22 protein-coding genes and 1 other RNA gene are annotated in these 24,783 nt (G+C 68.9%); 6 read left to right on the top strand and 17 right to left on the bottom strand.

Going from position 1 to position 24,783, the window contains the following annotated elements; translation table 11 throughout:
• Nucleotides 1-40 precede the first annotated feature (40 nt).
• Nucleotides 41-436, bottom strand: an RNA gene (rnpB, locus tag JKG67_RS02450) — RNase P RNA component class A.
• 82 nt (nucleotides 437-518) lie between these two features.
• Between rnpB and JKG67_RS02445 the strand changes: the two genes are divergently transcribed.
• Nucleotides 519-923, top strand: a complete 405-nt coding sequence (locus JKG67_RS02445; RefSeq protein WP_203335649.1) for a tetratricopeptide repeat protein — start codon at nucleotides 519-521, stop codon at nucleotides 921-923.
• Nucleotides 924-1,019: 96 nt separating this feature from the next.
• Here JKG67_RS02445 and map read toward each other — a convergent pair whose 3' ends face one another.
• Nucleotides 1,020-1,880, bottom strand: coding sequence for a type I methionyl aminopeptidase (gene map / locus JKG67_RS02440; RefSeq protein WP_203335648.1), 861 nt, complete (start codon nucleotides 1,878-1,880; stop codon nucleotides 1,020-1,022).
• 56 nt (nucleotides 1,881-1,936) lie between these two features.
• Between map and JKG67_RS02435 the strand changes: the two genes are divergently transcribed.
• Both JKG67_RS02435 and JKG67_RS02430 read left to right on the top strand, forming a co-directional pair.
• Entirely contained in the window at nucleotides 1,937-2,146 is a 210-nt protein-coding gene (locus JKG67_RS02435; RefSeq protein ID WP_203335647.1) for an SPOR domain-containing protein, read from the top strand.
• Complete coding sequence (locus tag JKG67_RS02430; RefSeq protein WP_203335646.1) at nucleotides 2,139-2,435, top strand: hypothetical protein; 297 nt, start codon at nucleotides 2,139-2,141, stop codon at nucleotides 2,433-2,435. Before JKG67_RS02435 ends, JKG67_RS02430 begins: the two co-directional genes overlap by 8 nt.
• 26 nt (nucleotides 2,436-2,461) lie before the next feature.
• Here JKG67_RS02430 and panB read toward each other — a convergent pair whose 3' ends face one another.
• The 4 genes from panB to JKG67_RS02410 are packed head-to-tail and all read right to left on the bottom strand — an operon-like array spanning nucleotide 2,462 to nucleotide 6,338.
• A complete protein-coding gene (panB, locus tag JKG67_RS02425; RefSeq protein WP_203335645.1) occupies nucleotides 2,462-3,298 on the bottom strand; it encodes a 3-methyl-2-oxobutanoate hydroxymethyltransferase in 837 nt (278 codons plus the stop codon).
• 9 nt (nucleotides 3,299-3,307) lie between these two features.
• Nucleotides 3,308-4,525 carry a lipopolysaccharide biosynthesis protein gene (locus tag JKG67_RS02420; protein ID WP_203335644.1) on the bottom strand — a complete coding sequence of 406 codons (1,218 nt, stop codon included), beginning with the start codon at nucleotides 4,523-4,525 and terminating at the stop codon, nucleotides 3,308-3,310.
• Complete coding sequence (locus JKG67_RS02415) at nucleotides 4,522-5,343, bottom strand: class I SAM-dependent methyltransferase (RefSeq protein ID WP_203335643.1); 822 nt, start codon at nucleotides 5,341-5,343, stop codon at nucleotides 4,522-4,524. Before JKG67_RS02415 ends, JKG67_RS02420 begins: the two co-directional genes overlap by 4 nt.
• A 53-nt stretch (nucleotides 5,344-5,396) precedes the next feature.
• The gene (locus JKG67_RS02410; protein WP_203335642.1) at nucleotides 5,397-6,338 is read right to left on the bottom strand and encodes a helix-turn-helix domain-containing protein; all 942 of its coding nucleotides are present in this window, start codon (nucleotides 6,336-6,338) and stop codon (nucleotides 5,397-5,399) included.
• A 93-nt stretch (nucleotides 6,339-6,431) separates the two neighbouring features.
• On the opposite strand from JKG67_RS02410, the gene JKG67_RS18785 reads away from it, so the two are divergent.
• Entirely contained in the window at nucleotides 6,432-6,563 is a 132-nt protein-coding gene (locus JKG67_RS18785) for a hypothetical protein (RefSeq protein WP_275403236.1), read from the top strand.
• A gap of 78 nt (nucleotides 6,564-6,641) precedes the next feature.
• On the opposite strand, the gene rpsA is transcribed toward JKG67_RS18785, so the two are convergent.
• The 7 genes from rpsA to JKG67_RS02375 all read right to left on the bottom strand — a co-directional run bounded on the left by rpsA (nucleotide 6,642) and on the right by JKG67_RS02375 (nucleotide 15,341).
• Nucleotides 6,642-8,117, bottom strand: a complete 1,476-nt coding sequence (gene rpsA / locus JKG67_RS02405) for a 30S ribosomal protein S1 (protein ID WP_203335641.1) — start codon at nucleotides 8,115-8,117, stop codon at nucleotides 6,642-6,644.
• Between the two features lie 191 nt (nucleotides 8,118-8,308).
• Nucleotides 8,309-9,160, bottom strand: a complete 852-nt coding sequence (locus JKG67_RS02400; RefSeq protein WP_238997783.1) for a GTP-binding protein LepA — start codon at nucleotides 9,158-9,160, stop codon at nucleotides 8,309-8,311.
• A gap of 66 nt (nucleotides 9,161-9,226) precedes the next feature.
• A complete protein-coding gene (locus JKG67_RS02395) occupies nucleotides 9,227-11,224 on the bottom strand; it encodes an acetyl/propionyl/methylcrotonyl-CoA carboxylase subunit alpha (RefSeq protein ID WP_203335639.1) in 1,998 nt (665 codons plus the stop codon).
• 5 nt (nucleotides 11,225-11,229) lie between these two features.
• Nucleotides 11,230-12,822 (bottom strand): carboxyl transferase domain-containing protein, encoded by a 1,593-nt coding sequence (locus JKG67_RS02390; RefSeq protein WP_203335638.1) that lies wholly within the window; start codon nucleotides 12,820-12,822, stop codon nucleotides 11,230-11,232.
• Complete coding sequence (locus JKG67_RS02385; protein ID WP_203335637.1) at nucleotides 12,822-13,664, bottom strand: HpcH/HpaI aldolase/citrate lyase family protein; 843 nt, start codon at nucleotides 13,662-13,664, stop codon at nucleotides 12,822-12,824. The genes JKG67_RS02390 and JKG67_RS02385 overlap by 1 nt, the downstream gene beginning before the upstream one ends.
• A complete protein-coding gene (locus JKG67_RS02380) occupies nucleotides 13,657-14,148 on the bottom strand; it encodes a MaoC family dehydratase (RefSeq protein ID WP_203335636.1) in 492 nt (163 codons plus the stop codon). Before JKG67_RS02380 ends, JKG67_RS02385 begins: the two co-directional genes overlap by 8 nt.
• A 5-nt stretch (nucleotides 14,149-14,153) precedes the next feature.
• Nucleotides 14,154-15,341, bottom strand: coding sequence for an acyl-CoA dehydrogenase family protein (locus JKG67_RS02375; protein WP_203335635.1), 1,188 nt, complete (start codon nucleotides 15,339-15,341; stop codon nucleotides 14,154-14,156).
• A gap of 108 nt (nucleotides 15,342-15,449) precedes the next feature.
• Between JKG67_RS02375 and JKG67_RS02370 the strand changes: the two genes are divergently transcribed.
• Nucleotides 15,450-16,034 carry a TetR/AcrR family transcriptional regulator gene (locus tag JKG67_RS02370; RefSeq protein ID WP_203335634.1) on the top strand — a complete coding sequence of 195 codons (585 nt, stop codon included), beginning with the start codon at nucleotides 15,450-15,452 and terminating at the stop codon, nucleotides 16,032-16,034.
• A gap of 15 nt (nucleotides 16,035-16,049) precedes the next feature.
• Here the strand turns inward: JKG67_RS02370 and JKG67_RS02365 are convergent, their stop codons facing one another.
• Nucleotides 16,050-19,298 (bottom strand): Ig-like domain-containing protein, encoded by a 3,249-nt coding sequence (locus JKG67_RS02365; protein ID WP_203335633.1) that lies wholly within the window; start codon nucleotides 19,296-19,298, stop codon nucleotides 16,050-16,052.
• A gap of 175 nt (nucleotides 19,299-19,473) precedes the next feature.
• A complete protein-coding gene (locus tag JKG67_RS02360; RefSeq protein ID WP_203335632.1) occupies nucleotides 19,474-20,763 on the bottom strand; it encodes a class I adenylate-forming enzyme family protein in 1,290 nt (429 codons plus the stop codon).
• 26 nt (nucleotides 20,764-20,789) lie between these two features.
• On the opposite strand from JKG67_RS02360, the gene coaE reads away from it, so the two are divergent.
• Nucleotides 20,790-21,374 (top strand): dephospho-CoA kinase, encoded by a 585-nt coding sequence (gene coaE / locus JKG67_RS02355; RefSeq protein ID WP_203335631.1) that lies wholly within the window; start codon nucleotides 20,790-20,792, stop codon nucleotides 21,372-21,374.
• Nucleotides 21,375-21,416: 42 nt separating this feature from the next.
• Here the strand turns inward: coaE and JKG67_RS02350 are convergent, their stop codons facing one another.
• Together JKG67_RS02350 and JKG67_RS02345 are read right to left on the bottom strand one after the other, a co-directional pair.
• Nucleotides 21,417-22,376 carry a sigma-70 family RNA polymerase sigma factor gene (locus tag JKG67_RS02350; protein ID WP_203335630.1) on the bottom strand — a complete coding sequence of 320 codons (960 nt, stop codon included), beginning with the start codon at nucleotides 22,374-22,376 and terminating at the stop codon, nucleotides 21,417-21,419.
• 223 nt (nucleotides 22,377-22,599) lie between these two features.
• On the bottom strand, nucleotides 22,600-24,771 hold the full coding sequence (locus JKG67_RS02345; RefSeq protein ID WP_203335629.1) for a S9 family peptidase: 2,172 nt from the start codon (nucleotides 24,769-24,771) through the stop codon (nucleotides 22,600-22,602).
• Between the last annotated feature and the right edge of the window lie 12 nt (nucleotides 24,772-24,783).

Genomic DNA, 24,783 nt, shown 5'->3' with positions numbered 1-24,783 from the left:
GCGCGGCCAGGGCGCGGCACAGTCGAGGGGGAGGTGGGTGCGGACGAGCCGGCTCATAGGCCGGGTTCTGTTCACCGTGCCCCTTGCGGGGTGACGGTTGGCGACCATCCATCTAGGGCGACCGTTGCCGGCCGCCTCCAGCGGTCTACCCGTGTACTCGGGCGAGCAGCCCTCAGACGCACACGCGCCACTTGCGTGGCTTCTTGACCTTGCTCCGGGTGGGGTTTGCCAAGCTACGCCGGTCGCCCGGCGTACTGGTGGTCTCTTGCACCACCGTTTCACCCTTGCCGCTCCGGCGAACCGGAGTGGCGGTCTGTTCTCTGTGGCACTGTCCCGCGGGTTGCCCCGGGTGGGTGTTACCCACCACCGTGCCCTGTGGAGCCCGGACCTTCCTCGGCGGCTCTGGATGAACCGACGCGGTCGCCCGGCCGGCCCGTCCGCGAGACCAGCATAGGGGTACGTCGGTCCGCGCGGAGAGTCTTCGGAATGTCGGGGCTGCTCGGGGCGTTCCTTCGCACATGGAGCAGATCAAAGCCCCCGCTGTGGTGTTCCCCGGACAGCAGGAGTCGTCCGGCCCCTACCGCATCGCCTACGACCTGCTCGCGCGTCGGGCGCCGCGGGAGGCACTGGAGGTGCTGGAGGCCGGCCTCGAGGTCGAGCCCGGCAACACCGGCCTGCGCAGTCTGCGCGCCTGGGCCTACTTCATGCGCGCTCAACTCGGTCCGGCGGAGACCGAACTGACCAAGCTCGTCGAGGACTGCCCGGGTGACGACTGGGCTCGGCACACCCTCGGCCGCGTCCTGGAGCGACAGTCCCGGTTCGCTGAGGCGCTGCCGCACCTGCGCCTGGCGGCCGCGATGACAGGCGACCCCGAGCACGAGACCGCGGTCCTGCGCGTCGAGCGCCTGCTGACCACCCCCTGACCCCGCGAAGTGGGCCTTGTGGCCGGTCGAGGTGGGGTTTGTGGCCGCCGCGCACGGCCACAAACCCCACTTCGGGTGGCCACAAACCCCACCTCGTCAGGGGTGGGTGAGGACTTCGGCGCCGGAGTCGGTCACCAGCAGGGTGTGCTCGAACTGGGCGGATGGACGACGGTCGCGGGTCACCGCAGTCCACCCGTCATCCCACATGTCCCACTCGGCGGTGCCCAGGTTGAGCATCGGCTCGATCGTGAACGTCATCCCGGGCTCGATGAGGTCCGCGTAGTGCGGGTCGTCGTAGTGGGGGATCACCAGACCCGAGTGGAAGTGGGTGCCGATGCCGTGGCCGGTGAATTCGCGCACCACGCCGTAGCCGAACCGACTGGCATAGGCCTCGATCACCCGGCCGATCACGTTCACCCGCCTGCCCGGCTTCACGGCTCGGATCCCGCGCTCCAGGGCCTCCCTGGTCCGCTCCACCAGCAGCCGCGTCTCTTCCGCCACCTCGCCGGCACAGAACGTGGCGTTGGTGTCGCCGTGGACGCCATCGAGATAGGCGGTGATGTCGATGTTCACGATGTCGCCGTCCTGGATCACCGTGGAGTCCGGGATCCCGTGGCAGACGACCTCGTTGACCGAGGAGCACAAGGACTTGGGGAAGTTGCGGTAGCCCAGTGTCGACGGATAGGCGCCGTGATCACAGAGGAACTCGTGACCGATCCGGTCCAGTTCGTCGGTGGTGACACCCGGCACGATGTGGCTGCCCACCAGCTCGCGAGCCTGGGCCGCGAGCCGTCCGGCCACCCGCATCCGTTCGATGGTGTCGAGGTCCTTGATCTCGCTGCCGGTGAACGGCGCCGGTGAGGGCTTGCCGACGTACTCGGGGCGAGGGATGTGCGCCGGCACCGGCCGACGGGGCGAGACAGTGCCCGGGACGAGGGGAGTGCGGGTGGTGGTCATCGTCTCGAAGTCTAGTAGCGACGCCGAGCGAGCCGGCGAGGTGTAGGTTCGAGGCCATGGACGAGCGGGACGACCAGTGGTTCTGGTGCCTCCGGCACGGCGTCGTGGAGCCCTTCCACGGCTGCAAGGGGGCCGATCGCCTTGGCCCCTACCCGACCCGTGCCGAGGCCGAACGTGCGTTGGATCGGGTCGCGGAGAGGAACGAGGCGTGGGAGAACGATCCCGACTGGAACGACGACCTGCCGACCGGGGAGACCGATGACTGACCCGACCGGATCCGTCAGCCAGCCAGCACCGACCCCCGCCTCACCGTTCGCGATCTGGGGGATGATCGGGATGGCGTGCGTCTTCTTCCTCTTCGCCGCCACGCCGGTGATCCTGGACGCGCCCTGGTGGGCCATCACCGCGCTGCTCCTGCTGTGGCTGGCGTTGTTCATGTCCGCTGCCCGACGGTTCACCACCCGGCCGGTGTTCGTGGCCGTCGTGCCGGCCGTGGCCGGCGTGGGTTGGTTCTGCTTCGTGATCGCGTCGGCCCGCTGGCTGGGTTGGGCCTGAGTCGGAGTCGAGCCGCGGGATGCCGCTCAGGTCTCGAAGGTGTGCTCGGGTCCGGGGAAGGTCCCGCTCCGCACGTCCTGGGTGTACGCCGTGGCGGCGTCGAGCAGGACAGTGCGGACGTCGGCGTACTGCTTGACGAACCTCGGCAGCCGCCCCGACCGGAGCCCGAAGGCGTCCTGCCAGACCAGCACCTGTGCGTCGCACTCCGGACCTGCCCCGATCCCGACGGTGGGGATCTCGAGCTCCTCGGTGACCCGGGCCGCCACATCGCCGGGCACCATCTCCAGCACGACCGCGAACGCGCCGGCGTCCTGGACCGCCTTGGCGTCGTCGAGGATCCGCTGCGCGGTCTCGCCGCGGCCCTGGATCCGGTAGCCGCCCAGGGCATGCTCGCTCTGCGGGGTGAACCCGATGTGGGCGCAGACCGGGATCCCGCCGCGGGTCATCCGTTCGATCTGGGGGACCATCTCACGGCCACCCTCGAGCTTCACCGCGTGCGCTCCGGCCTCCTTCATGAAGCGGGTGGCCGTCAGGTAGCCCTGCTCCGCGGACGCCTGGTACGACCCGAACGGCAGATCGCCGAGGACCAGCGACCGGGTCACCGACCGGCTCACCCCCCGGGTCAGGGACAGCATCTCCTCGACCGTGACCGGCAACGAAGTCTCGTTGCCGAAGACGTTGTTGGACGCGCTGTCGCCGACCAGCAGCACCTCGACGCCGGCCTCGTCGAAGACCTGGGCGGTGTACATGTCGTAGGCGGTCAGCATGGCCCAGCGCTCCCCGCGGCGCTTCATCTCCTGCAGGTGATGGGTGCGCACCCGCTTGATGGTGGGCCCGTACGGTGCGTCGACCTCTTCGCTCATGGGGGCAGGCTACTCGGCCTGGCCGCGACGCGTCGCCAGGGTGAGGTTCGCCACCAGCACCACACCGAGGATGACAGCGACCGTCAGCACCAGTGCGCGCCCGTCCTCCGCCCACCAGCCCAGCAGCACCAGGCCGACCACCCCTGCCCACGACAGAGGCGCGCTGCGGCGCCGCTGCCGTGCCACTGACGCGTGCACGGCCAGTTGCAGCATCGCCAGGAGCGTCCCGGTCAACGCGAAGAGCCACAACCAGTCGCGGACCGCTGCGTACTGGGCGCCGCCGATGAACTGCACGGCCAACCCGGAGAGGAGCCAGCTGGCCGCCATCACCGCGCCGCCGGCGCCGGCGATCACCATCTGACTCTTCAGGTGCACGCGGCCGGTCTGGGCGGACGCCAGCGCGGGGAAGACGATCACCACCACGAACTGGGGCAGGAACAGCACGGCCTTGCTGAGGATCAACCCCGCGGCATAGATCCCCGCCTGCTGGGGGTCGAAGAGCGCCCTGGCGAGGATCACGTCGACATTCGCGAGCACGAAGAAGGCCAACAGTGCGTGGGAGTTTCCGGCCACTTCCCGGATCAGTTCCCCACGTTCGCCCGCCATCCGTGGCGGTACGTCGTGGTGGACGGGCCGCCGACGCAGCATCATGCCGCCGACCAGAGCCGGCAGGCAGGCCCCGATCGCGACCCCGAGGAGCGCGGCGGTCGCGGTCGGGGACCAGAGCATGGCCACCGCCCCGATGAGCAGCCGCCCGAGGCCGAAGCTGAGGTAGATCCAGGCCAGCGGCAGCCAGCGGCGTTCGCCTTGAAGGATGCCCGCCTGGCCACCCATCAGGGTCAACGGCACCACCGTGATCGCAACCAGCAGGGCCGGAGCGGGCGTCGGGAGGCCGAGGAGCCACTGGACCAGCGGCACCAGTATCAGGCACAGAGCCCCGAGGCCGAGGGCGACCGTCCGGGTGACGCTCAGCAGCTGTGACTCCTGGTCACGCCGCTCCGGATGCGCCGCGACGCGCCGCGCTGAGGTGGCCTGGAGACCGATCGAGAGTACGCCGGCGATCAGCAGCAGGCCCATCAGGCTGGCCACCACGCCGTACTCCTCGGGGCCGAGCAGGCGGGCGGCCGCCAGCACGAAGCCGTAGGTGGTCACGTTCATCACGCCGACCGCGAGAGCCACGACCGTGCCGCTGCGCAGCAGGCTTCGGAATGTGGGGGATGCGGTCACCGCGGGTCCAGGTCTGCAGCGATGATCGCGGTGCCGGGCGTGAACTGGCCACGGACGCCCGACCAGCCTCCCCAGACCCGGTCGTGGCCCAGTGGCCACTGAGGCTCGTCCAGGCGCACGATCCGGAAGTCGTGGCCGGCCAGCAGGTCCACCCAGTCTCCGAGGGTGCGGTGGTGTTCGACGTAGCTCACCTCACCGGTGGCTTCATCGACCTCGACGTAGGGGGTGCGGTCCCAGTAGGACTGACTGGCGAGCAGCCCGTCCTCGCCGGGATCGTCGGGGAACATCCAGCGCGTCGGGTGGGTGATGGAGAAGCCGAACCGTCCCCCCGGGCGTAGCACTCTGGCCACTTCGGCGATCGTCTCGGCGAGATCGCGGACGAACTGCAGGGCGCCGAAGGAGGAGAAGACGATGTCGAAGCTCGAGTCCTGGAACGGCAACGAGGTGGCGGTGCCCTGCACCGTGGGCACCGGGATCCCGGTGGCGTCGTCGATGCGCCTGGAGTGTTGGAGCTGCCGGAAGGACAGGTCCAGGCCGACGGCGGTGGCCCCCTGCCCGATCAGCCAGCGTGAGCATTGCGAGGCCCCGCAGCCCACCTCAAGGGCGCGCCGGCCGGTCAGCGGTCCGAGGATCCGCGCCTCGGCCTCGGTGTACCCCTCAGGTCCCCAGACGAAGCCGATGTCGCCGAGGAACTGCCCGTGGGTGGCTTGGTACTCGTCGGCGTAGCGATCCCAGTCCTGCCGGTTGGCCACGCGAGAGTCGCGCTCGTCAACCTCGCGGCGCTCCACATTGAACGGCGGGTGAGTAGGTGGCTCCACGTCCAAGAGCCTATGCGGCTCCCGGGTGACGTCGGCGGGTGCCCGCCCTGGACTCAGTGCGCGAAGGAGCGCCGGTACGCCTGCGGGCTCAAGCCCCGGAGGCGGGTGAAGTGGTGGCGCAGGGTGGCGGCGTTGCCGAAGCCCACGTCGCGGGCGATCCGGTCGACGGAGTGGTCGGAGCGCTCCAGGAGTTGCTCGGCCCGGATCACCCGCTGGTGGGTGATCCAGGCGTGCGGTGTGCTGCCGACCTCGTCACGGAACCGGCGGGCGAAGGTGCGTGACGACATCAGGGCTCGCGCCGCGAGCGTGGTCACGTCGAGCGGTTGGTCGAGGTTCTCGGTGACCCAGGCGAGCAGGGGGCCGAGCGTCTCCGCGTGGCACTCGGGGACCGGTCGGGTGATGAACTGGGCCTGGCCGCCGTCGCGTTGAGGTGGGATGACCATCCGACGGGCGATCGTGCTGGCGATGTCGGCGCCGTACTCCTGGCGCCAGATGTGCAGGCTGGCGTCGATGCCGGCCGCGGTGCCGGCGCTGGTCACCACCTGGCCGGCGTCGACGTAGAGCACCTCGGGGATCACCGTCGCACGGGGGAACCGGGCCGCCAGTTCGTCGGTGTAGAGCCAATGGGTGGTGCACTCCCGGTCGTCCAGAAGGCCAGCGGCCCCCGCCACGAATGCACCGGAGCAGACGGTGAGGACGCGCGCGCCGCGGTCGAAGGCGGCGCGGACGGCGTCGACGACGCTGGGGGGGATGTGCCGATCGCGGGGGATGGCCGGGATCGCGATCAGGTCTGCCTCGACCATCCGGGCCAGATCGTGGTCGACGGTGATCGAGAATCCTCCGGTGGTGCGAGCGGTGGGTGCGGCTCCGCAGACGGCGAAGTCGAGGGTGGGGACCCCCTGATCGCTACGGTCCAGTCCGAACGCCTCGCACAGCACCCCGAGCTCGAACGGTGTCACCCCGTCGTAGACGGGCACCGCGACGTTGGTGAGCATGCGGCCACCCTCACACACTGTTGGCACGAAATCAACGAACAACGGCATTCCTGCCACTGGTGGCAGGAACAAGTCGGGCGCAGGATTGCTGCCATGACGATTCTGACAGTGCTACTGATCCTGCTGGTCGGCATCGCGGTCGCGGTCGTGGTGCGCACGGAGCCGCGGTTCACATCCCCGCCCGCCTCCCATCCCGAGGACGATTTCGCCCCTCGCCGCCGGTGAGGCCAACCGCGGTCCCGAATGCCGAGGGCCCGGCCACCCCTGGGGTGACCGGGCCCTACGGGCATTGCTGCGTGGAGCTCAGGCGCCGCCGCCGGTGAGCTTCTCGCGAAGCGCCTGAAGCGCCTCGTCGGAAGCCAGCGAGCCGCCCGTGTCGCCTTCGACCTCGGCGGTCTCCGCAGAGGAGTAGGTGCGTGCCTCGCCAGCCTCGACATCGGCCTGCTTGGCCTCCGTCTGCTGCTTGACGTGCGCCTCCCAGCGGGCGTGAGCCTTGGCGTAGTCCTCTTCCCAGGCCGCGCGCTGCTCGTCGAAGCCGTCACGCCACTCGCCGGTCTCGGGGTCGAAACCGTCCGGGTAGACGTAGTTCCCCTCGGCGTCGTAGGTGGCGGTCATGCCGTAGAGCGTCGGGTCGAAGTCATCCACATCGGCCGCGGTGGCGGTCTCGTTGGCCTGCTTCAGCGACAGCGAGATCCGGCGACGCTCGAGGTCGATGTCGATGATCTTCACCATCACGTCGTCGTTGACCTGAACAACCTGCTCGGGGATCTCCACGTGGCGCTCGGCCAGTTCGGAGATGTGCACCAAGCCCTCGATGCCCTCCTCGACACGGACGAACGACCCGAAGGGCACCAACTTGGTGACCTTGCCCGGGACGATCTGGCCGATCTGGTGGGTCCGGGCGAAGTGCTGCCACGGGTCTTCCTGGGTGGCCTTGAGGGACAGCGAGACACGCTCGCGGTCCATGTCCACATCCAGCACCTCGACGGTGACCTCGTCGCCGACGGTGACCACCTCGGACGGGTGGTCGATGTGCTTCCAGGACAGCTCCGAGACGTGCACCAGGCCGTCGACGCCACCCAGGTCCACGAAGGCGCCGAAGTTGACGATGGAGGAGACGACACCCTTGCGGATCTGACCCTTCTGGAGCTGGGTGAGGAATCCGTGGCGAACCTCGGACTGGGTCTGCTCCAGCCACGCACGACGCGACAGGACCACGTTGTTGCGGTTCTTGTCCAGCTCGATGATCTTCGCTTCGAGGGTCTGGCCGACGTAGGGCTGCAGATCCCGGACACGACGCATCTCGACGAGGGAGGCAGGCAGGAAGCCGCGCAGGCCGATGTCGATGATGAGACCACCCTTGACGACCTCGATCACGGTGCCTTCGACGACGCCGTCGGCCTCCTTGACCTGCTCGATCGTGCCCCAGGCGCGCTCGTACTGGGCGCGCTTCTTGGAGAGGATGAGCCGGCCTTCCTTGTCCTCCTTCTGGAGGACCAGGGCCTCGACCTTGTCGCCGACAGTGACGACCTCGCTCGGGTCGATGTCGTGCTTGATCGACAGTTCGCGGGAGGGGATGACACCTTCGGTCTTGTAGCCGATGTCGAGGAGGACCTCGTCCCGGTCCACCTTGACGATGGTGCCTTCGACGATGTCTCCGTCGTTGAAGTACTTGATGGTCGCGTCGATCGCCGCGAGGAAGTCTGCTTCGGAGCCGATGTCGTTGATCGCCACCTGGGGCGCGTCGAAGTCGGTCCGGTCGATAGTGCTACTCGTCATGAGGGAAGTGGATTCCTTGGATGGATGGAGTCGTGCGGGCACGCCTGAGGCCCGTTTTCACTACCGATCGAACGGCCCGCCGATCCGGGCTGGTGATAGCGAGCCGGAGTCCGCTCCGTCTGGAACTTGGGCAGACCTCTGACGCAGCCGTCAGGATACGCCGCCGACCCCCTCGACGTCCAACCGCCCGACTAGTGCTCACCGGGGCGGTTGCTGGCCCGGGCCACCGCGAGCTCCACGCACTCCCGGAACGACCGGGTGACGTACGGCGGGACGGCGAGGCCCTGCTCCTCGGCGAAGAGCAGGTCTCTCTCGACCCGCGCCACCTGGCCGGCGAAGGCCGCGGCCTCCTCGGCATCGGTCATCCCGAGCGCCAGCATCATGTCACCGACATCCGCCCGCTGGTCGGCATCGCCCGCACCGACCGGGGAGAAGGAGACCGCGCGCAGTCGGCGCACCAGCCACCGCTGCCAGGAGCCGAGGTTGCGCCAGAGCATCCGGGCGGCCATCTGGTAGTAGGCGTGGTGGCCCGGCTCCTGGCGTCGGATCGGGATGATGATCGTGTGCGCGACCGCGTCCTCACCCATCTCCACGACGCCGTCGAGGAGTCGGTTGTAGGCCAGCAGCGCCGAGCGTTCCGTGGTCATTCCGGTCAGGTAGTAGAGCATCCGCACCACGTCCTGCACCGGTGGCAGATGGGCGAAGACGCCGACCACCCGGATCTTGGCCGAGACCCGGTCGAGGTTGGTGTCCGCTGGCGGACGGCCGATCCGGACCTGCAGCTCATCGAGGATCAGCCCGTGATGGGTCTCCTGGGGGAGCCACACCTGGGAGTAGAACCGCCGGTCCACCTCGGGCGGGTCGGGCAGCAGCGTCGCCAGCTCGAGGACATTGCGCTCCACCTCCAGCTCAGTGCGGGCCATGTAGTCGAGTACGCCGCCGAACCGCTGGGCGAGCTCCTCGGGCTGGTGGACCGTGTAGTCGACTGAGGCCAGATCGATCGGTGGGTGTTCGACACCGAGGCGATCGACGTGCTGGGACAAACGTGTGGCGCTGGGGATCACACAGGGGATTCGGAGCCGACGGGCCTGCGGATTGCCGGGCCCGGCTCAGTGCTCCTCTGTGGCGTGGACCTCGAAGAGGATGGCTCCGAGCGCCACCTGGTCGCCCACGCGAGCGTTGATCGCGGTCACGGTGCCTGGGTGCGGAGCCCGCAGAGCCAACTCCATCTTCATCGCCTCGATCACCCCGAGCACGTCGCCCTCGGCGACCTGCTGCCCCTCGGTCACGCGTACGTCGAGCACGGTGCCGGGCATCGGCGCGATGAGGGTGTCGTCGGCGACCGCCGCCTGGTCGGAGAGTCGGTCGGGGCCGACGAACAGGTGGCGGTGCCCCTCGAAGGCGACCTCGACCCGCAGCGGCTGGTTCGGGCGGGGCTGGGCGTTGATGACCGCCCGGACACGCTCGCCCGACACCAGGAGCTCGAGCACGTGATCGGCCGCGCTCAGTTGGCGTACCTCGACGCCGTCGACGGTTCCGCGATGCCGGTCCACGACAACCTCGCGGTCGAGCTCGACGAGCATCGGTGCCGGGTCGGCCCCCATCCGGAACCCATCGCTGGCGAACGGGTGGTCGACCCCGGCCGCGGCCAGCATCGCGACCGTCCAGGCCGCCAGCATCCGGGGCACGTCCGGTGCCGGAGCCGCAACCTCATGGCGGTCCAGCCACGCGGTGTCGATGGCGGCCTTTGCGAAGGCGTCGCCGGCCGCCAGGGTGCGCAGGAACCCGGTGTTGGTCGTGATTCCGAGGATCGTGGTGTCGTCGAGGGCGGCGACCAGGGCCGCGCGGGCGGCGTCGCGGTCGGCGCCGTGTGCGATGACCTTGCCCAGCATCGGGTCGTAGGCGGTGCTGACCACCTGCCCGGACTCGAGAGCGTGGTCGACCCGCACACCCGCGCCGCTCGGCCAGCGCACCAGGGACGCCGTGCCGGCCTGAGGCAGGAAGCCCTGAAAGGCGTCCTCGGCGTAGACCCGCGCCTCGATCGCGTGACCGTCGACGCTGACGTCGGCCTGCGCGAAACCGAGCGGCTGGGCAGCCGCGACCCGCAGTTGCAGGGCGACCAGGTCGACCGGCTCACCCGCCACGCGGACAACCGCCTCGGTGACCGGGTGTTCGACCTGGAGGCGGGTGTTCATCTCGAGGAAGTAGAAGTCGCCGGTGTCGGTGTCGAGCAGGAACTCCACCGTGCCGGCCCCGGTGTATCCCACCTCGGCCGCCAACGCGACCGCAGCCGAGGTCATCGCGTCGCGGGTGGCGACGTCGAGGGTCGGGGCGGGTGCCTCCTCGAGCACCTTCTGATGCCGTCGCTGGGTCGAGCAGTCACGTTCGAACAGATGCACCACCGAGCCCTGGGTGTCGCCGAACACCTGCACCTCGACATGACGGCCGCATTCGACGTACTTCTCGATCAGCATGGCGTCGTCACCGAACGAACTCGCCGCCTCACGGCGTGCGGCGCCGAGTGCCTCCGCGAACTCGCCGGGGGAGCGGACCACGCGCATCCCTTTGCCGCCGCCGCCCGCGGCGGCCTTGACGAGCACCGGGTAGGCGAACGAGGCCGGGTCGTCGTCCAGTTCGTACGACGGGACCACCGGCACCCCGGCAGCGACCGCGATCTCCCGGGCCGCGTCCTTGCGGCCCATCTGCTCCATGACCGTCCGGCTGGGACCGGCCAGGACGATGCCGGCCTTCTCCAGCGCGGTGGCGAAGGCCGCGCGTTCGGAGAGGAAGCCGTAGCCGGGATGTACCACATCGGCACCGGTCTCGACGGCGGCGGCCACCACGGCATCGATGTCGAGGTAGCTCGGCACCCGGACGGCCACGTCGGCCTCCCGCACGTGCCGTGCGGTGGCGTCGAGGTCGGTGAAGATCGCGACGGTGCGCAGGCCCATCGCGCGGCAGGTCCGGAAGACCCGCAGCGCGATCTCGCCGCGATTGGCAACCAGAACAGTCCGCAGGACCGCTGATCCGCCGGTCGAGCGTGCTCCGCCGGTCGAGCGTGCTTCGTCGGTCGAGCGGGCTTCGTCGGTCGAGCGTGTCGAGACCATGCGACTCACATCCTGAAGACGCCGTACGACGGCGTGGGTGTCGGGGCGTTGGCGGCGACCGCGAGGCCCATGCCGACCACTCGGCGGGTGTCGGCGGGATCGATCACGCCGTCGTCCCACAGGCGGGCGGTGGAGTAGTAGGGGGAGCCCTGGTGCTCGTACTGATCCCGGATCGGTTGCTTGAACGCTTCGACCTCCTCCTCGGTGGCGAGGTCGGACCGCACCGTGGCGAGGACCGAGGCGGCCTGCTCGCCGCCCATCACCGAGATCCGGGCGTTGGGCCACATCCACAGGAATCGGGGGTCGTAGGCGCGTCCGCACATGCCGTAGTTCCCGGCACCGAAGGAGCCGCCGATGACGACCGTGAACTTCGGGACCACCGAGCAGGCCACCGCCGTCACCAGCTTGGCTCCGTCGCGGGCGATGCCCCCGTTCTCGTACTCACGACCGACCATGAAGCCGGTGATGTTCTGCAGGAACAGCAGCGGGATGCCCCGTTGATTGCACAGTTCGATGAAGTGCGCTCCCTTGAGCGCGGACTCGCTGAAGAGGATGCCGTTGTTGGCGACGATTCCGACCGGGTAGCCGTGGATCCGAGCGAAGCCGCACACCAACGTCTCTCCGTAGAGCTGCTTGAACTCCTGGAGCCGCGAGCCGTCGACGATGCGGCGGATCACCTCGCGCACGTCGTACGGCGTCCGGGTGTCGGCTGGGACGACGTCGTAAAGGGTCTCCGGGTCCTCCAGCGGCTCCACCGACTCCCTCTTCTCGATGCTCGAGTGGCGGGCGCCAGCGAGCGTATCGGGACCACCTCGCGCATACCCCCGCTCGAACGTGTCGACGATGCTGCGCACGATGTCCAGGGCATGCGCGTCGTCTCCTGCCAAGTGGTCGACGACCCCCGATCTGCGGGCGTGGACATCGCCTCCGCCGAGCTCCTCCGCGGTGACCACCTCGCCGGTTGCCGCCTTCACCAGCGGCGGGCCGCCGAGGAAGATGGTGCCCTGTTCCTTGACGATCACGGTCTCGTCGGACATCGCGGGGACGTACGCGCCACCGGCAGTGCATGACCCCATCACCGCGGCGATCTGTGGGATCCCCTGGGCGCTCATCCTGGCCTGGTTGAAGAAGATCCGCCCGAAGTGCTCGCGGTCGGGGAAGATCTCGTCCTGCATCGGCAGGAACGCGCCCCCGGAGTCGACCAGACTGATCACCGGCAGCCTGTTCTGCTCGGCGATCGTCTGGGCCCGCAGGTGCTTCTTGACCGACATCGGGTAGTAGGTGCCGCCCTTGACGGTCGCGTCGTTGGCGATCACCACCACCTCACGCCCTGCCACCCGCCCGATGCCTGTGACCAGGCCCGCCGACGGCGCGGCCCACTCGTTGTCGGCGTCGTACATGCCGTACGCCGCGAGCGGGCTCAGCTCCAGGAACGGGCTGCCCGGGTCGAGGAGGCGGTCCACCCGGTCACGGACCAGCAACTTGCCGCGGTCGGTGTGTTTGCGTCGCGCCGCCTCGCTGCCGCCGGCCCCACCGCTGCGCACCCGAGCGAGTCGCTCACGCAGTTGGGCCGTCACGTCCCTGAGGTCCTCCGCCATCACTGCTCTCCTGTAGCTCGGGCGAGCCTCAGCACGCGCTCAGCCTGCTTGTAGATCGGTCCGTCGACCATCCGACCCTCGAAGGTCGTCACGCTTCGATCGTCTCCCACATGAGCCAACAGTCGTCGGGCCCAGTCGACGCGGTCGGGGTCCGGGGCGTACGCCGCGCGGATCACGGCGACCTGGGACGGGTGGATCGCGACGCCGCCATCGAAGCCGACCGCCGCCGCGTCCTCGCAGGCCGCGGCAAGGCCCGCCACGTCGGCGATGTCCATGTGCACCGCGTCCAGGGCGAATCGGCCCGCCGCCTTGGCAGCCACCAGTGCCCGCGACCTCGCATAGCGGGCCACGTCGCGGTAGCGCCCGTCCGGGTAGCGGCTGCTGGTCCCGCCGAGCCCGGCCACCAGATCGTCGGCACCCCACATCACGCCCACCGTGTTGTCGGCAGCGGCGATCTCGCCGGCGCGCTCGATCCCTGCCGGCGTCTCCAGCAGTGCGATGACGTCGTGGGGGAGGGCGGTGACCTCGGCGGCAGCTTCGGTCTTGGCCAGCATCACCCGCCGGATGCCGAGCTCACTGGTCAGTGCTGCGTCGAGGGGGTGATCGGGGGTGTCTGCGGAGTTCAGACGCACGATCGTGCGATCGACGTCGAGGCTGCCGTCGGCTGCCAGTTGGCGCAGTGCCTCGCGGCCGGCGCCCTTGGCGGCCGGAGCCACCGCATCCTCGAGGTCCACGATCACCACGTCAGCCGCCGACAGTGCCTTGCCGTAACGGTCGGGGCGGTCGGCAGGACAGAACAGCCAGGCCGCGCCGGGGACCCACTCCGTCGCTGGCTCAGTCACCGGGTGCCATCCTCACGAGTGTCTTACGGGTCGCCAGTGCGACGACCTCGCCGTGTTGGTTCCGGGCGGTGTGCTCCATTGTCACGACGCCTTCGCCCGGACGGCTGCGCGACTCGCGCTTGTCGGTGATCAGTGTCTCGGCGTACAGGGTGTCGCCGTGGCGCACGGGCGCGGGGAAGCTGATGTCGGAGAAGCCGAGGTTGGCCACGATGGTCCCCTGGGTCAGTTGCCCCACCGACAGCCCGACGAGGGTGGAGAGGGTGAACATCGAGTTCACCAGTCGGTCGTGGAAGGGCGGCAGCTTCTCGCTCTCGGCCTGGTCGAGGTGGAGGGGCTGGGTGTTCATGGTCAGCGTGGTGAAGAAGACGTTGTCGGCTTCGGTCACGGTGCGTCCGGGACGGTGCTCGTAGATCGCACCGACCTCGAACTCCTCGAACCACAGGCCGCGCTGCACGAACCTCTTGCCGTCGGATGCCTCAGTCATGGGAGTCACTCAACCGGAAGTCCGAGCCCGCGGGCGATCAACATGCGCTGGACCTCACTGGTTCCCTCACCGATCTCGAGGATCTTGGCGTCGCGATAGAACCGCGCGACCGGGTACTCCTCCATGAAGCCGTAGCCGCCGAACACCTGGGTGGCGATGCGGGTGCCGGTGACCGCCGATTCGGTCGCATTGAGCTTCGCGATCGCTGCCGCCTGCTTGAACTCGCTCACGGACGGGGCTCCCGGGGCTCCGGCGTCCATGGCGTCCTTCATCGCGGCCGCCCGGTAGGTCAGCATCCTCGAGGCCTGGAGCATCACCTCGAGATCGGCGATCTGGAACGCCACTCCCTGCTTGCGCCCGATCGGGCCCCCGAAGGTCTGCCGCTGCCCGGCGTACTCGACGCTCATCTCGAGACAGGCCTGGAGGCAGCCGACCGCGAGCGCGGCGATCGCGACCCTGCCGTCGTCGAGAGTGCTGAGGAACTGGGCGTAGCCGCGGCCCCGCTCACCCAGCAGGTGGTCGGCGGGCACGCGGCAGTCGGTGAACGTCAACGGATGGGTGTCGGAGGTGTGCCAGCCGAGTTTGTCGTACGCCGGTTCAGCGGTGAAGCCGGGAGTTCCGGAGGGGACGATGATCGCGGAGATCTCCGGCTTGGAACCGTCGGCGGAGACCCCGGTACGTGCGGTCACGGTCACTACCGAGGTGATCTCCGAGCCGGAGTTCGTGATGAACTGCTTGGCCCCGTTGATGACCCAGTCATCGCCGTCGAGTTCCGCCCGGGTCTTGGTTGCCCCGGCGTCGGAACCGGCGCCCGGCTCGGTGAGCCCGAAGCCCGCCAGGGTGCGGCCGGCGACCAGATCGGGCAGCCAGCGTTCCTTCTGCTCCGGTGTCCCGTAGGTGAGGATCGGGTTGATGCCGAGGCCGACCGCGGCTTCGAGGGTGACACCCATCGCCTGGTCGACGCGGCCGAGCTCCTCGATGGCGATGCAGAGGGAGACGAAGTCGCCGTCCGCGCCGCCGTACTCCTCGGGAGCCGTCAGCCCCATCAAGCCCAGGTCGCCCATCTTCTGGACCACGTCGACCGGGAAGTGGTGTGCCTTGTCCCAGTCGGCCGCATGCGGGCTGATCTCCTTCTCGGCGAAGTCCCGCACAGAGGCTCGGAAGTCCTCGTGGTCGCGGCTCAACTCGAACATCTCACTCCTCGTGGTTCTCCGAAGACGCCCGACGCCACGCGTGGTTATCGAGCGCTAACCTAGGTCTGAAGGTTAACAAGCGATAACCCGGTTGTCTAGACTCCGACCATGACGGCAGTCAACGAGTCGACATCACCACCCACGCGGCGGCAGCAGATCATCCAGGTCGCGGCCGAACTCTTCGCCGAACGAGGCTTCCACGGCGTCTCGATCTACGACCTGGGCGCGGCGATGGGGACGTCGGGTCCGGCCCTGTACAAGCACTTCGCCAGCAAGGACGCGTTGCTGGGAGCGATGCTGGTCGACATCTCCGAGACGTTGCTGGCCGAGGGGACCGCCCGTGCGCGTGCTGCCCGGAGTGACGGGCCGGATGCGGAGCTGGCGGCGCTGATCGCGTGGCATGTCGAGTTCGCGTTGACCAGACCAGCCCTGATCACCGTGCAGTTCCGGGACCTGGCCAGTGCCGCCGAGGCGGACCGCCGGTCCGTCCGACGGCTGCAGCGTCGCTATGTCGAGCTCTGGGTGGCGGCCATCACCGCAGCTGTCGGGACGGACGAGCCGCACGCCAGGTCCGCGGCGCACGCCGTCTTCGGCCTCATCAACTCGACTCCCCACAGCGCACGGCTCGACGGCGATGACATGGCAGGGCTGCTGCGGCGGATGGCCGTCGCAGCCCTGCATGCCGCTGGCTGAGTCGCCAGCTGCGAGTCACGCGGTCCGGCGGCTCCGGGTGAGCACGAGACCGCCACCGACCAGCAGCAGCGCCAGCAGACCAAGCAGCACCAGACCGGCCGGCGCGCCCACCCCGGGGAGCAGGCCATCCTTCGATGGCGCCTGGCCGCCACTGGCCGGCGGACAGGGCAGGCTCACGGTGACCGGTTCGCCCAACGGGGACGTCTCGCCGTCGACCGTCTGCGTGGAGGTGATGGTGTGCTCCCCGCACGCGAGCGGGCCCACGGTGAGCGACCACGTCCCGTCGTCGCCGACCGTCGTGGTGCCGGCCACCTCGCCGTTGAGGTAGACGGTCACCGTGGCCCCGGGTACGCCGGTGCCCGAGATCGTCGGCGTATCGGTGGTCAGCACGCTTCCATCCGCAGGGGACGTCACGACCGGGGCAGGCGGCGCCGACACCTCGGGCACGCTGGTGTCGACCACGAAGCTCGAGTTGGCGGACTCACTGGTGTTGCCGGCTGTGTCCGTTTGAGTCGCGGCCACGGTTACGTCTCCATCGGCGAGAGGCTCGTTGACCTCCACTGCCCAGGTGCCGTCCTCGTTCACCACGGTCTCCAGGACCTGGGTGTTCCCCTCGGAGTCGGTCACCTCGACCACCACCACCGCACCGGGCTCACCGGTGCCGGTGATGGTCGGGGTCGTGTCGCCGGTGACGCTGCCCTCGGTCGGTGAGGTGATGACGGGGGCGTCGGGTGCGGTGGTGTCGATCTCGGCGGTCACGGTGGCCGGGTCGGAGGTGTTGCCCGCGTCGTCGGTGGCGGTCGCGGTGAACTCGTAGACCCCGTCGGCGGTGAGGGGCTCGTCCAGGACCAGGGTCCAGTTGCCGTCGCCGTCGGCGGTCACGGTGCCCACCGAGGCGCCGTCGATGAAGACCTCGACCAGGGCGCCGGGTTCGGTGGTGCCGGAGACCTCGGTGATCGGGTCACTGGTCACGCTGCCGTCCACCGGAGCGGTGATGGCGACATCGGGGGCGGTCGTGTCGACGGTGAAGGTGTTGGACACCGGATCGGAGGCGTTCCCGGCCTCGTCGATCGCGACGGCGGTGACAGTGTGCTCACCGTCGGCCAGCGCGAACTCTGAGGGGATGGACCAGTTCCCGTCGCCATCGGCGACCACGGTGCCGATGAAGGTGCCGTCGACATAGACCTCGACCAGGGCGCCGGGCTCGGTGGTGCCCTCGAACACCGGCAGCGGGTCATTGATGACCGACCCATCCGCAGGCGAGGTGATGGCGACGACGGGGGCGGTGCCGTCGACGAACACGGTGTCCACGGCCGAGTTGCCGAACTCGTCGGTGCCGACGAGCGTGTACTCACCGTCGTCGATCCCATCGGGGACGGGGAATGTGGTGCCCTCGGGGAAATTGCCTTCGGCGTCAGTGAACACGGTGAAGGGGGCGCCGACGGGCATGCCCTCGGCGTCGACGAGCTGCAGCGACACCTCGCTTTCCGGTGCCCACCCGGTGCTTTCGACCGGGGCGTTCCCGCCCGGGGCAACAGGGGCGTCGGCGACATCAAGGGTCGGAGTGATGACGAGCAGGCTGTCAGCAGCAGTCGTTCCCAGTTCATCCGTGCCGACCAGCGAATACTCACCGGCATCGATGCCGGCAGGGACGGGGAATGTGGTGCCCTCGGGGAAGTTGCCCTCGGCGTCAGTGAACACGGTGAAGGGGGCGCCGACGGGCGTGCCCTCGGCATCGAAGAGTTGCAGCGTCACCTCGGAGTCGGGATGCCACCCCGTGCTGGTCACCGGGGCGTCCGTCCCCGGGGTCACGGGGTCGTCGGTGGCATCCAGGACAGGGACGAGAGGCAGGTGCGTATTGGGGCCGACCGCGGAAGTGACCAGGTCCAGTACAGCTCCGGAGCCGCCCAGCAGTTCGAGCTGAACAGCGGTGACGTAGGCGCGTTCGTCGATGCCATCCGCCTCGGTGTTCTGAACGTTGATGTTGACGGCGACGATGTCAGCGACCACGTCCAGGATCGGAGACAGGGTCTCAGTCAGTTCCTGAACCAAGAGAGAGACCGTGGCCCCCAGCGTGTCGAGGATTCCGGTCACGAGAGGCTCCACGACCGTGGCCAGAGTGGTTGTGAGCACGCCGGAGATCGTGCCGAGCAACGGATTGAGGATGACCCCACCCGTACCGCTGACGCTCAGGTCGATCTGCTGGGTGCCGTCCAGAAGGTCAGCCATACTGCCGTCGTAGCCGATCACCAGTCCGCCGGTGCAGCTGCCGAGAACGGTGACGACGCAGACGAAGCCGTCCATCTGGACGTCAACCGCATCGAGCAGGCTGTCGACGACAAGGTTGTTCAGGTTGGCTTGCAACTCGTTCAGGAGTGACTCGATCTCCTGCGCGATGTGCTGGAGGACCTCGGGGCTCAGCAGGGTGCTGTTGGGGTCGAGGTTGTTGAGATCGATGATCTGTTCGAGGTCGACCCTGACCTGCCCGGTCGCCAGGTCGATGGTGACGCCGTTCGACGTCATGGGGGTGCCGACGATTCCGTCGAGGATGGTGTCGAAGTCTGGGGTGATCGTCACGTTCAGGTGCGGGTTGCCCAACGGTGAGAGTAGCCCCGTGACTGCCCCGAGCAGCGCGCCGGCGATCTGGTCCTCAAGGGCGACAAGGGCGGTTCCGGCCTCAGCGACGGCGCCGTTGATCGCGGTCACCGTCTCGCCGATCACGGGAGACTCGAGGGTCAACAGGGCTTCGGCGATCGCGTAGTCGCGGGTCAGTGCGCCGTCGCTGTCGATCTCTGCGTAGGAACTGACTGCCCCCAACTCCAGGCTCGCAGCGCTGATCAGGTCAGTCGATCCCAGCAACGCGGTGAGGTCCAGGGTCAGATCCGTGACGCTGGTGTCCGCCCAGGACTCGCCGTCGGGCCCTGCCCACGCCTCCTGGTTCACCACCCCGACCTGCAACAGATCGCCGAGTTCGATCTCGAGATCGGGCAGGGACACCGTCAGTGCGCTCAGGGCGGTGACATCGAGGTTCGCGTTGTGGAAATCGTCAGTGCCGGTGCTGTGCCCGTCGAAGTAGTTGGCCTCAGCTCCGTCGATGCCCACGACCGGGCTGAGATCACCAGTCAGCAGCGAGCCGCTGATGAACCGGGAGTCCGAATGCGCTTCGCTGCTGTGATCGGCGTACGCCGGCGAGGTGGCGACGGAGGCGGAGCCTGTGACCAGAAGGGTGGCGACGGCGACACTGACGACACGGCGAATTGACAAGAGAAACCTTCCTGACATGAACGCTGCTGAGGGCACGGGGGAGCCTCCAGGAGCGTGGCTGGGTGCCGGTGGAACGCACGCCCGTGAGGTGTGTGACGCCAATCCTGCCCGGGTTTTTACCTTGGCGGCGATAGTCGGGACCTCGGCCGGTAGGGCCGGGACGAAGGTCCCCGGGCTACCGCCGCGAATCGCTGGTCAGGTCGCCGCGCCGAACCTTGCCGGTGAGGGTGCGGGGGAGTTCCTCGGTGAAGTGGTACTCCTTGGGCCGCTTCGGCGGCGCGAGCCGCTCCCGTGCCCAGCGGCCGAGTTCGTCACCCCCGATGTCGCCGACAACCGCGGCGCAGACTCGCTGCCCCCAGTCCGGATCCGGGACGCCGTAGACGGCGACGTCCCGCACCGCCGGATGGCCGGCTAGGACGTCCTCCACCTCAGCGGGGTAGACGTTGACCCCACCGGAGATGATCAGATCCTCGCGTCTTCCATCCAGCCACAGGTACCCCTCGTCGTCGAGCCGGCCGAGGTCGCCCACCGTGAACTCGGGGCCACGGGCAGTGTCGCGCCATGCGGTAGCCGTCTTCCCCGGGTCGCCGAAGTAGCTGAACCGTGCATGGTCGGGTACGCCGGCCCAGATGGCGCCGTCATCGTCGACGGTCAGCCACCGACCAGGACGAGCCCGCCCGACCGTGCCCGGCCGCTGGAGCCACTCTTCGCTGCGACACGCGGTGAACTGGCCCTCGGTGGAGCCGTAGAACTCCCAGGTGGTGCCTGGAGGGAACAGGGCGATCAACTGTCGCTTCACCACGGCTGGACACGGCGCACCCGCATGCGCGACCAGCCGGAACGACGTCAGATCAGGGACGCCCACCGCATCCCAATGGGCGAAGAGCCGTTGCAGATGCGTGGGCACGCAGAACATCGTCGTCGGCCGCTGCTGCTGGATCGCCTCGGTCACGGCCGGTGGGTCGAACCCACCGGGTGGGATCACCAGCCGGCCGCCGGCCAGCAGAGTCCCAGCAGCGAATCGGAGTGGGGCCGAGTGGTAGAGGGGGCTGAGGACCAGGTTCACGTCGTCGGCGGTGAACCCCCACAGGTCCTGCTCCTCGGCGACGAGGGCGCGCGCCGCACGGTCGTTGAGCAGGCCGCTGAAGACACCTTTGGGAACCCCAGTGGTTCCGCTGGTCACATGGATGGGGCGGCCGCGTGGCAACCCTCGCCGCCCGACCGGATCGATCAGCGCCAGCAGCGCGGCCTCGTCCTCGACCGCAACCTTGGGGGCCAGATCGCCGAGGATCCGGGCCCGTTCGGTCGGTGTCAGCCGAGGGTCGAGGGGGATTGGGAAGATCCCCGCCGACAGTAGTGACAGCACCGCATCGACGTACTGGTGCGAGCCCGGAACCAGCAGCGCGACGCGGTCGCCCTCGCGGAGTGCGGGGGCGGGGGAGTGGCGGGCGGTCACGAACGTCATCGTCCCATCCGGGATACTCACCGGTCATGGGCACCCGAGTGGCACTGACCGGTGGCGTCGCCGCAGGCAAGAGCACCGTCTCTGAGATCCTGGCCGAGTTGGGCGCGGTGATCATCGACGCGGACAGGCTGGCGCGTGAGGTGGTGGCGAAGGGCACCCCCGGTCTCGACGCGGTGGTCGCCGAGTTCGGCTCCGAGCTGCTGACGGGGGACGGCGAACTGGACCGACCCGCGATGGGTGCGCTGGTCTTCGGTGACGACGAGGCACGCAAGCGGCTGGAGGCCATCGTGCATCCACTGGTCTTCGAACGGATCGTCGAGCTGGAGCAGGGTGCCCCCACGGAGGCAGTCGTCGTCCACGACATTCCGCTGCTGGCCGAGTCAGGTCGTGCACACACCTTCGACGCGGTCCTCGTCGTCCACGCGCCGCCGGAGTTGCGGATCGAGCGGATGGTCCGCGACCGAGGTTGGACCGAAGATGACGCCAAGGCCAGGATCGCGGCTCAGGCCGACGACGACGAGCGGTTGGCGCTGGCCAGCCACGTCATCGAGAACACCGGCGACCTGGAGAACCTGCGGACGCAGGTGCAGGAGATCTTCGCCCAGCTGTGACCCCGCGTGCCGGGGCCGAGGGGGCCCCGGCACGCGGACCGGTCAGGCAGCCAGATCCGGATCGGCGATGGTGCGGAGCTTGGCCAGCGCCTCGCGCTCGAGCTGGCGCACCCGCTCGGCTGAGATGCCGTGCTTGGCGCCGATGTCGGCGAGCTTGTGCTGCCGTCCGTCGGACAGGCCGTAGCGGGAGCGGATGATGTCGGCGGCTCGCTCGTCGAGCTTCTCGACCAAGGTGTTGAGCCGGTCCCGCGCCTCGACGTCGAGGAAGGTCAAGTCGGGCCCCGGCGAGGACTCCTGAGCGAGCAGATCGCCCAGTGAGGTGTCGCCGTCCTCATCGATCGGGGTGTCCAACGAGACGTGGTCACGGCCCCAGCTCATCAGGTCGAGCACTCGGTCGAGATCCATGCCCAACTCCTCGGAGATCTCCTCCGGGTCGGGTTCGCGACCGAGTTGACGCTCCAGGGTGCGGCGGGCTCCGCTGACCTGGTTGAGCTCCTCCACCACGTGCACGGGCAGCCGGACCACGCGCGCCTGCTGGGCGATGCCGCGGGTGATGGCCTGCCGGACCCACCAGGTGGCGTACGTCGAGAACTTGTAGCCCTTGGTGTAGTCGAACTTCTCCACGGCCCGGATGAGGCCGGTGTTGCCCTCCTGGATCAGGTCGAGCATCGGCATCTGGGAGCGGCCGTAGCGTCGGGCGATGGAGACGACGAGGCGCAGGTTGGCGCTCACGAACGTGTCCACGGCCTTGCGCCCTTCGGCGGCCAGCCATTCGAGCTCTTCGCGCGTGGCCTGCTTGGGGGCGCCGCCCTTGCGGCGGCCGACCCGGCCGGTGCGCAGCAGGTGCTCGGCGTACAGGCCCGCTTCGATGGTCTTGGAGAGTTCCACCTCGGTGGCTGCATCCAGCAGGGGATTGCGCGCGATCTCGTCGAGGTAGAGGCCGACGCTGTCGCGTCCCTCGATCTCTCGGTTCACCCTGGTACTGGTTCCAGTCCTTGCCATGTCCCCGCCCTCCTTGAGTCGCGGCCCGGACCGCGTCACCTTGTGCAACGAGTTTCGGGGCCCCCGGCATTCCCGGGGGACTCGTCGCTCTCTGTACCCAGTACGACGTCTGGCAGCCCGGGAGAGTTGCAGGCCCGGTGTATTCTCAGGGAGTTCTCAGGGGAATCCCCGAGACGACTGGGGCGGTAGCGACAGGTGGGAGACGTGGGGCCATCCGGCCGCGTCAGTCGGGAGCGGTTGCCAGCCCCATCTGGTCCAGGATCCAGGCCAGCGTGAAGGCCCGGTCCTTCCAGGCCCGGTAGCGGCCCGAGACCCCGCCGTGACCGGCAGACATCTCGGTGCGGAGCAGGAACTGGTGGCTGGTCGCGGTGGCCCGTAGCCGCGCGATCCACTTGGCAGGCTCCACGTAGAGCACCCGGGTGTCGTTCAGCGACGTTTCGGCCAGAATCGCCGGATAGTCCTGGGCCACCACGTTGTCGTACGGGGCGTAGGAGGCCATGTAGTCGTAGACCTCGGGATCGGCCTCGGGATTCCCCCACTCCTCGTACTCACTGACGGTCAGCGGCAGCGTCGAGTCGAGCATCGAGGTGAGCGCGTCGACGAAGGGGACCGCCGCGACGATCCCGGTGAAGAGCTCCGGTGCCCGATTGGCGACCGCCCCCATCAGCAGGCCGCCGGCGCTGCCGCCCTCGGCCACCAGCAGGTCGGGAGAGGTCCAGCCCTCGGCGATGAGGGTTCGGGCACAGGCCACGAAGTCGTCGAAGGTGTTGGTCTTGCGGTCCAGCTTGCCGTCGTCGTACCAGTGCCGTCCCATCTCGCCACCACCACGGACATGGGCGATGGCGAAGGCCGCACCGCGGTCGAGCATGGAGAGCCGGGGGATCGAGAACCCTGGATCGATCGAGTGCTCGTAGGAGCCGTAGCCGTACAGCAGCACCGGGATCGGTCCACCGTCGGCGCGGAGGCCGCGACGCACCACCAGGGAGATGGGGACCAGCACTCCATCGTCGGCCTTCGCCCAGATCCGGTGCTGCTCGTAGTCGGCGTCGTTGAACTCGGCGACGGTGCCGCCACTGAGCACCGGCGTCCGCCTCAGCAGCGTCAGTTCCCGGGTGGCGACGTGGTAGTCGTAGACCGAGGCCGGGGTGGCGAGTGTGGTGTAGCCGAATCGCACGGTGGGCTGGCCGAACTCCGGGTTGCTGCCACCACCGATCGTGTAGATCTCGTCGTCGAACTGGACCAGGTGGTCATGGGCGATCCCCGTGTCATCGAGCTCCAGCACCCGGAGCCGAGAGAGCCCCTCACTGCGCTGGTGAACGACCAGGTGACCGGCATGGGCACTCACGTCCTCCAGCCGAGTGCCCGCCACATGGGGGATCAGCGGCGACCACTCCTCGGTCGGGTCGATGCCCGCCAGGGCGAGCTCGAAGTCGGCGCCCGAGGCGTTGTGGAGCACCAGGAACCGGTCCTGGCCGCCGATCACGGCGTGCTCGAGGGAGTACTCGATCCCGGTACGACGAGCGGCGAAGGTCCGCCAGCCCAGTTCCGGACGCGCGGTGTCGAGGTAGCGCCATTCGGTGGTGGTCTTCGAGCCGGAGACGACCATCAGGAACCGGTCGGTCGCGGTCCGGCCGACACCGACCCAGAAGCGGCCGTCCGGTTCGGCGAAGACGAGTTCGTCCTCGGACTGAGGAGTGCCCAACTGGTGCCGCCACACCTTGTCGGCCCGCCAGGTCTCATCGACGGTCACGTAGTAGAAGGCGTCGCCGTCGGGGTGCCAGGTGGCCCCGCCCAGCACCCCGGTGATCTCGTCGTCGAGCAGCCCTCCGCTCGACAGGTCCTTGACCCGGATGGTGTACCGCTCGTCGCCGGTCACGTCGACCGCGTAGGCGAGCAGCGTCGTGTGCGGAGAGATCGAGGCGCCGCCCAGCGAGAAGAAGTCGTGTCCTTCGGCAAGGGCGTTGTGGTCCAGCAGCAGTTCCTCGCCGGGCAGTGCCGGGGTGTCCGGGCCGGCGGTCTGGTCGGGCTCAGGAGGGGTCCAGTCAGCCGGATCGGCGACCGGCACCCGACACTGGCTCGGGTACTCGCGCCCCTCGAACGTCCGCATGTAGTGCCAGTAGCCGCGGTTGCGTACCGGGACCGACAGGTCCGTCTCCTGGGTCCTGGTCCGGATCTCGGAGAAGATCTGCTCCCGAAGGCCCTCCAGATGTGCGGTGGCCTGCTCCGTCCAGGCGTTCTCGGCCTCCAGATGCGCGATCACCGCGGAGTCTTCCTTGTCCCGGAGCCAGTCGTACTCGTCGGTGCGGGTGCGGCCGTGATGGGTGCTGGTCACCGGGCGGCGGTCGGCCATCGGCGGTGCGGTGACAGGGGGCGTGACGGACGCGGCATCGCTCATGGACGGTGACGA

The sequence above is a fragment of the Nocardioides limicola genome, assembly GCF_016827675.1.
Taxonomy (GTDB): Bacteria; Actinomycetota; Actinomycetes; order Propionibacteriales; family Nocardioidaceae; genus Nocardioides; species Nocardioides limicola.
Note: the sequence above shows the minus strand (reverse complement) of the source record. Positions and strands in the feature narration are given on the sequence as shown.

Excerpts from the sequence above, each read along its gene's own strand:
- JKG67_RS02430 (WP_203335646.1), top strand. The coding sequence starts at position 2,139 with ATGACTGACCCGACCGGATCCGTCAGCCAGCCAGCACCGACCCCCGCC.
- coaE (WP_203335631.1), top strand. The coding sequence starts at position 20,790 with ATGGGCACCCGAGTGGCACTGACCGGTGGCGTCGCCGCAGGCAAGAGC.
- JKG67_RS02380 (WP_203335636.1), bottom strand. The coding sequence starts at position 14,148 with ATGACTGAGGCATCCGACGGCAAGAGGTTCGTGCAGCGCGGCCTGTGG.
- JKG67_RS02360 (WP_203335632.1), bottom strand. The coding sequence starts at position 20,763 with ATGACGTTCGTGACCGCCCGCCACTCCCCCGCCCCCGCACTCCGCGAG.
- JKG67_RS02350 (WP_203335630.1), bottom strand. The coding sequence starts at position 22,376 with ATGGCAAGGACTGGAACCAGTACCAGGGTGAACCGAGAGATCGAGGGA.
- JKG67_RS02375 (WP_203335635.1), bottom strand. The coding sequence starts at position 15,341 with ATGTTCGAGTTGAGCCGCGACCACGAGGACTTCCGAGCCTCTGTGCGG.
- rpsA (WP_203335641.1), bottom strand. The coding sequence starts at position 8,117 with ATGACGAGTAGCACTATCGACCGGACCGACTTCGACGCGCCCCAGGTG.
- JKG67_RS18785 (WP_275403236.1), top strand. The coding sequence starts at position 6,432 with ATGACGATTCTGACAGTGCTACTGATCCTGCTGGTCGGCATCGCGGTC.
- JKG67_RS02390 (WP_203335638.1), bottom strand. The coding sequence starts at position 12,822 with ATGGCGGAGGACCTCAGGGACGTGACGGCCCAACTGCGTGAGCGACTC.
- JKG67_RS02410 (WP_203335642.1), bottom strand. The coding sequence starts at position 6,338 with ATGCTCACCAACGTCGCGGTGCCCGTCTACGACGGGGTGACACCGTTC.
- JKG67_RS02370 (WP_203335634.1), top strand. The coding sequence starts at position 15,450 with ATGACGGCAGTCAACGAGTCGACATCACCACCCACGCGGCGGCAGCAG.
- JKG67_RS02445 (WP_203335649.1), top strand. The coding sequence starts at position 519 with ATGGAGCAGATCAAAGCCCCCGCTGTGGTGTTCCCCGGACAGCAGGAG.
- JKG67_RS02395 (WP_203335639.1), bottom strand. The coding sequence starts at position 11,224 with ATGGTCTCGACACGCTCGACCGACGAAGCCCGCTCGACCGACGAAGCA.
- map (WP_203335648.1), bottom strand. The coding sequence starts at position 1,880 with ATGACCACCACCCGCACTCCCCTCGTCCCGGGCACTGTCTCGCCCCGT.
- JKG67_RS02435 (WP_203335647.1), top strand. The coding sequence starts at position 1,937 with ATGGACGAGCGGGACGACCAGTGGTTCTGGTGCCTCCGGCACGGCGTC.
- panB (WP_203335645.1), bottom strand. The coding sequence starts at position 3,298 with ATGAGCGAAGAGGTCGACGCACCGTACGGGCCCACCATCAAGCGGGTG.
- JKG67_RS02345 (WP_203335629.1), bottom strand. The coding sequence starts at position 24,771 with ATGAGCGATGCCGCGTCCGTCACGCCCCCTGTCACCGCACCGCCGATG.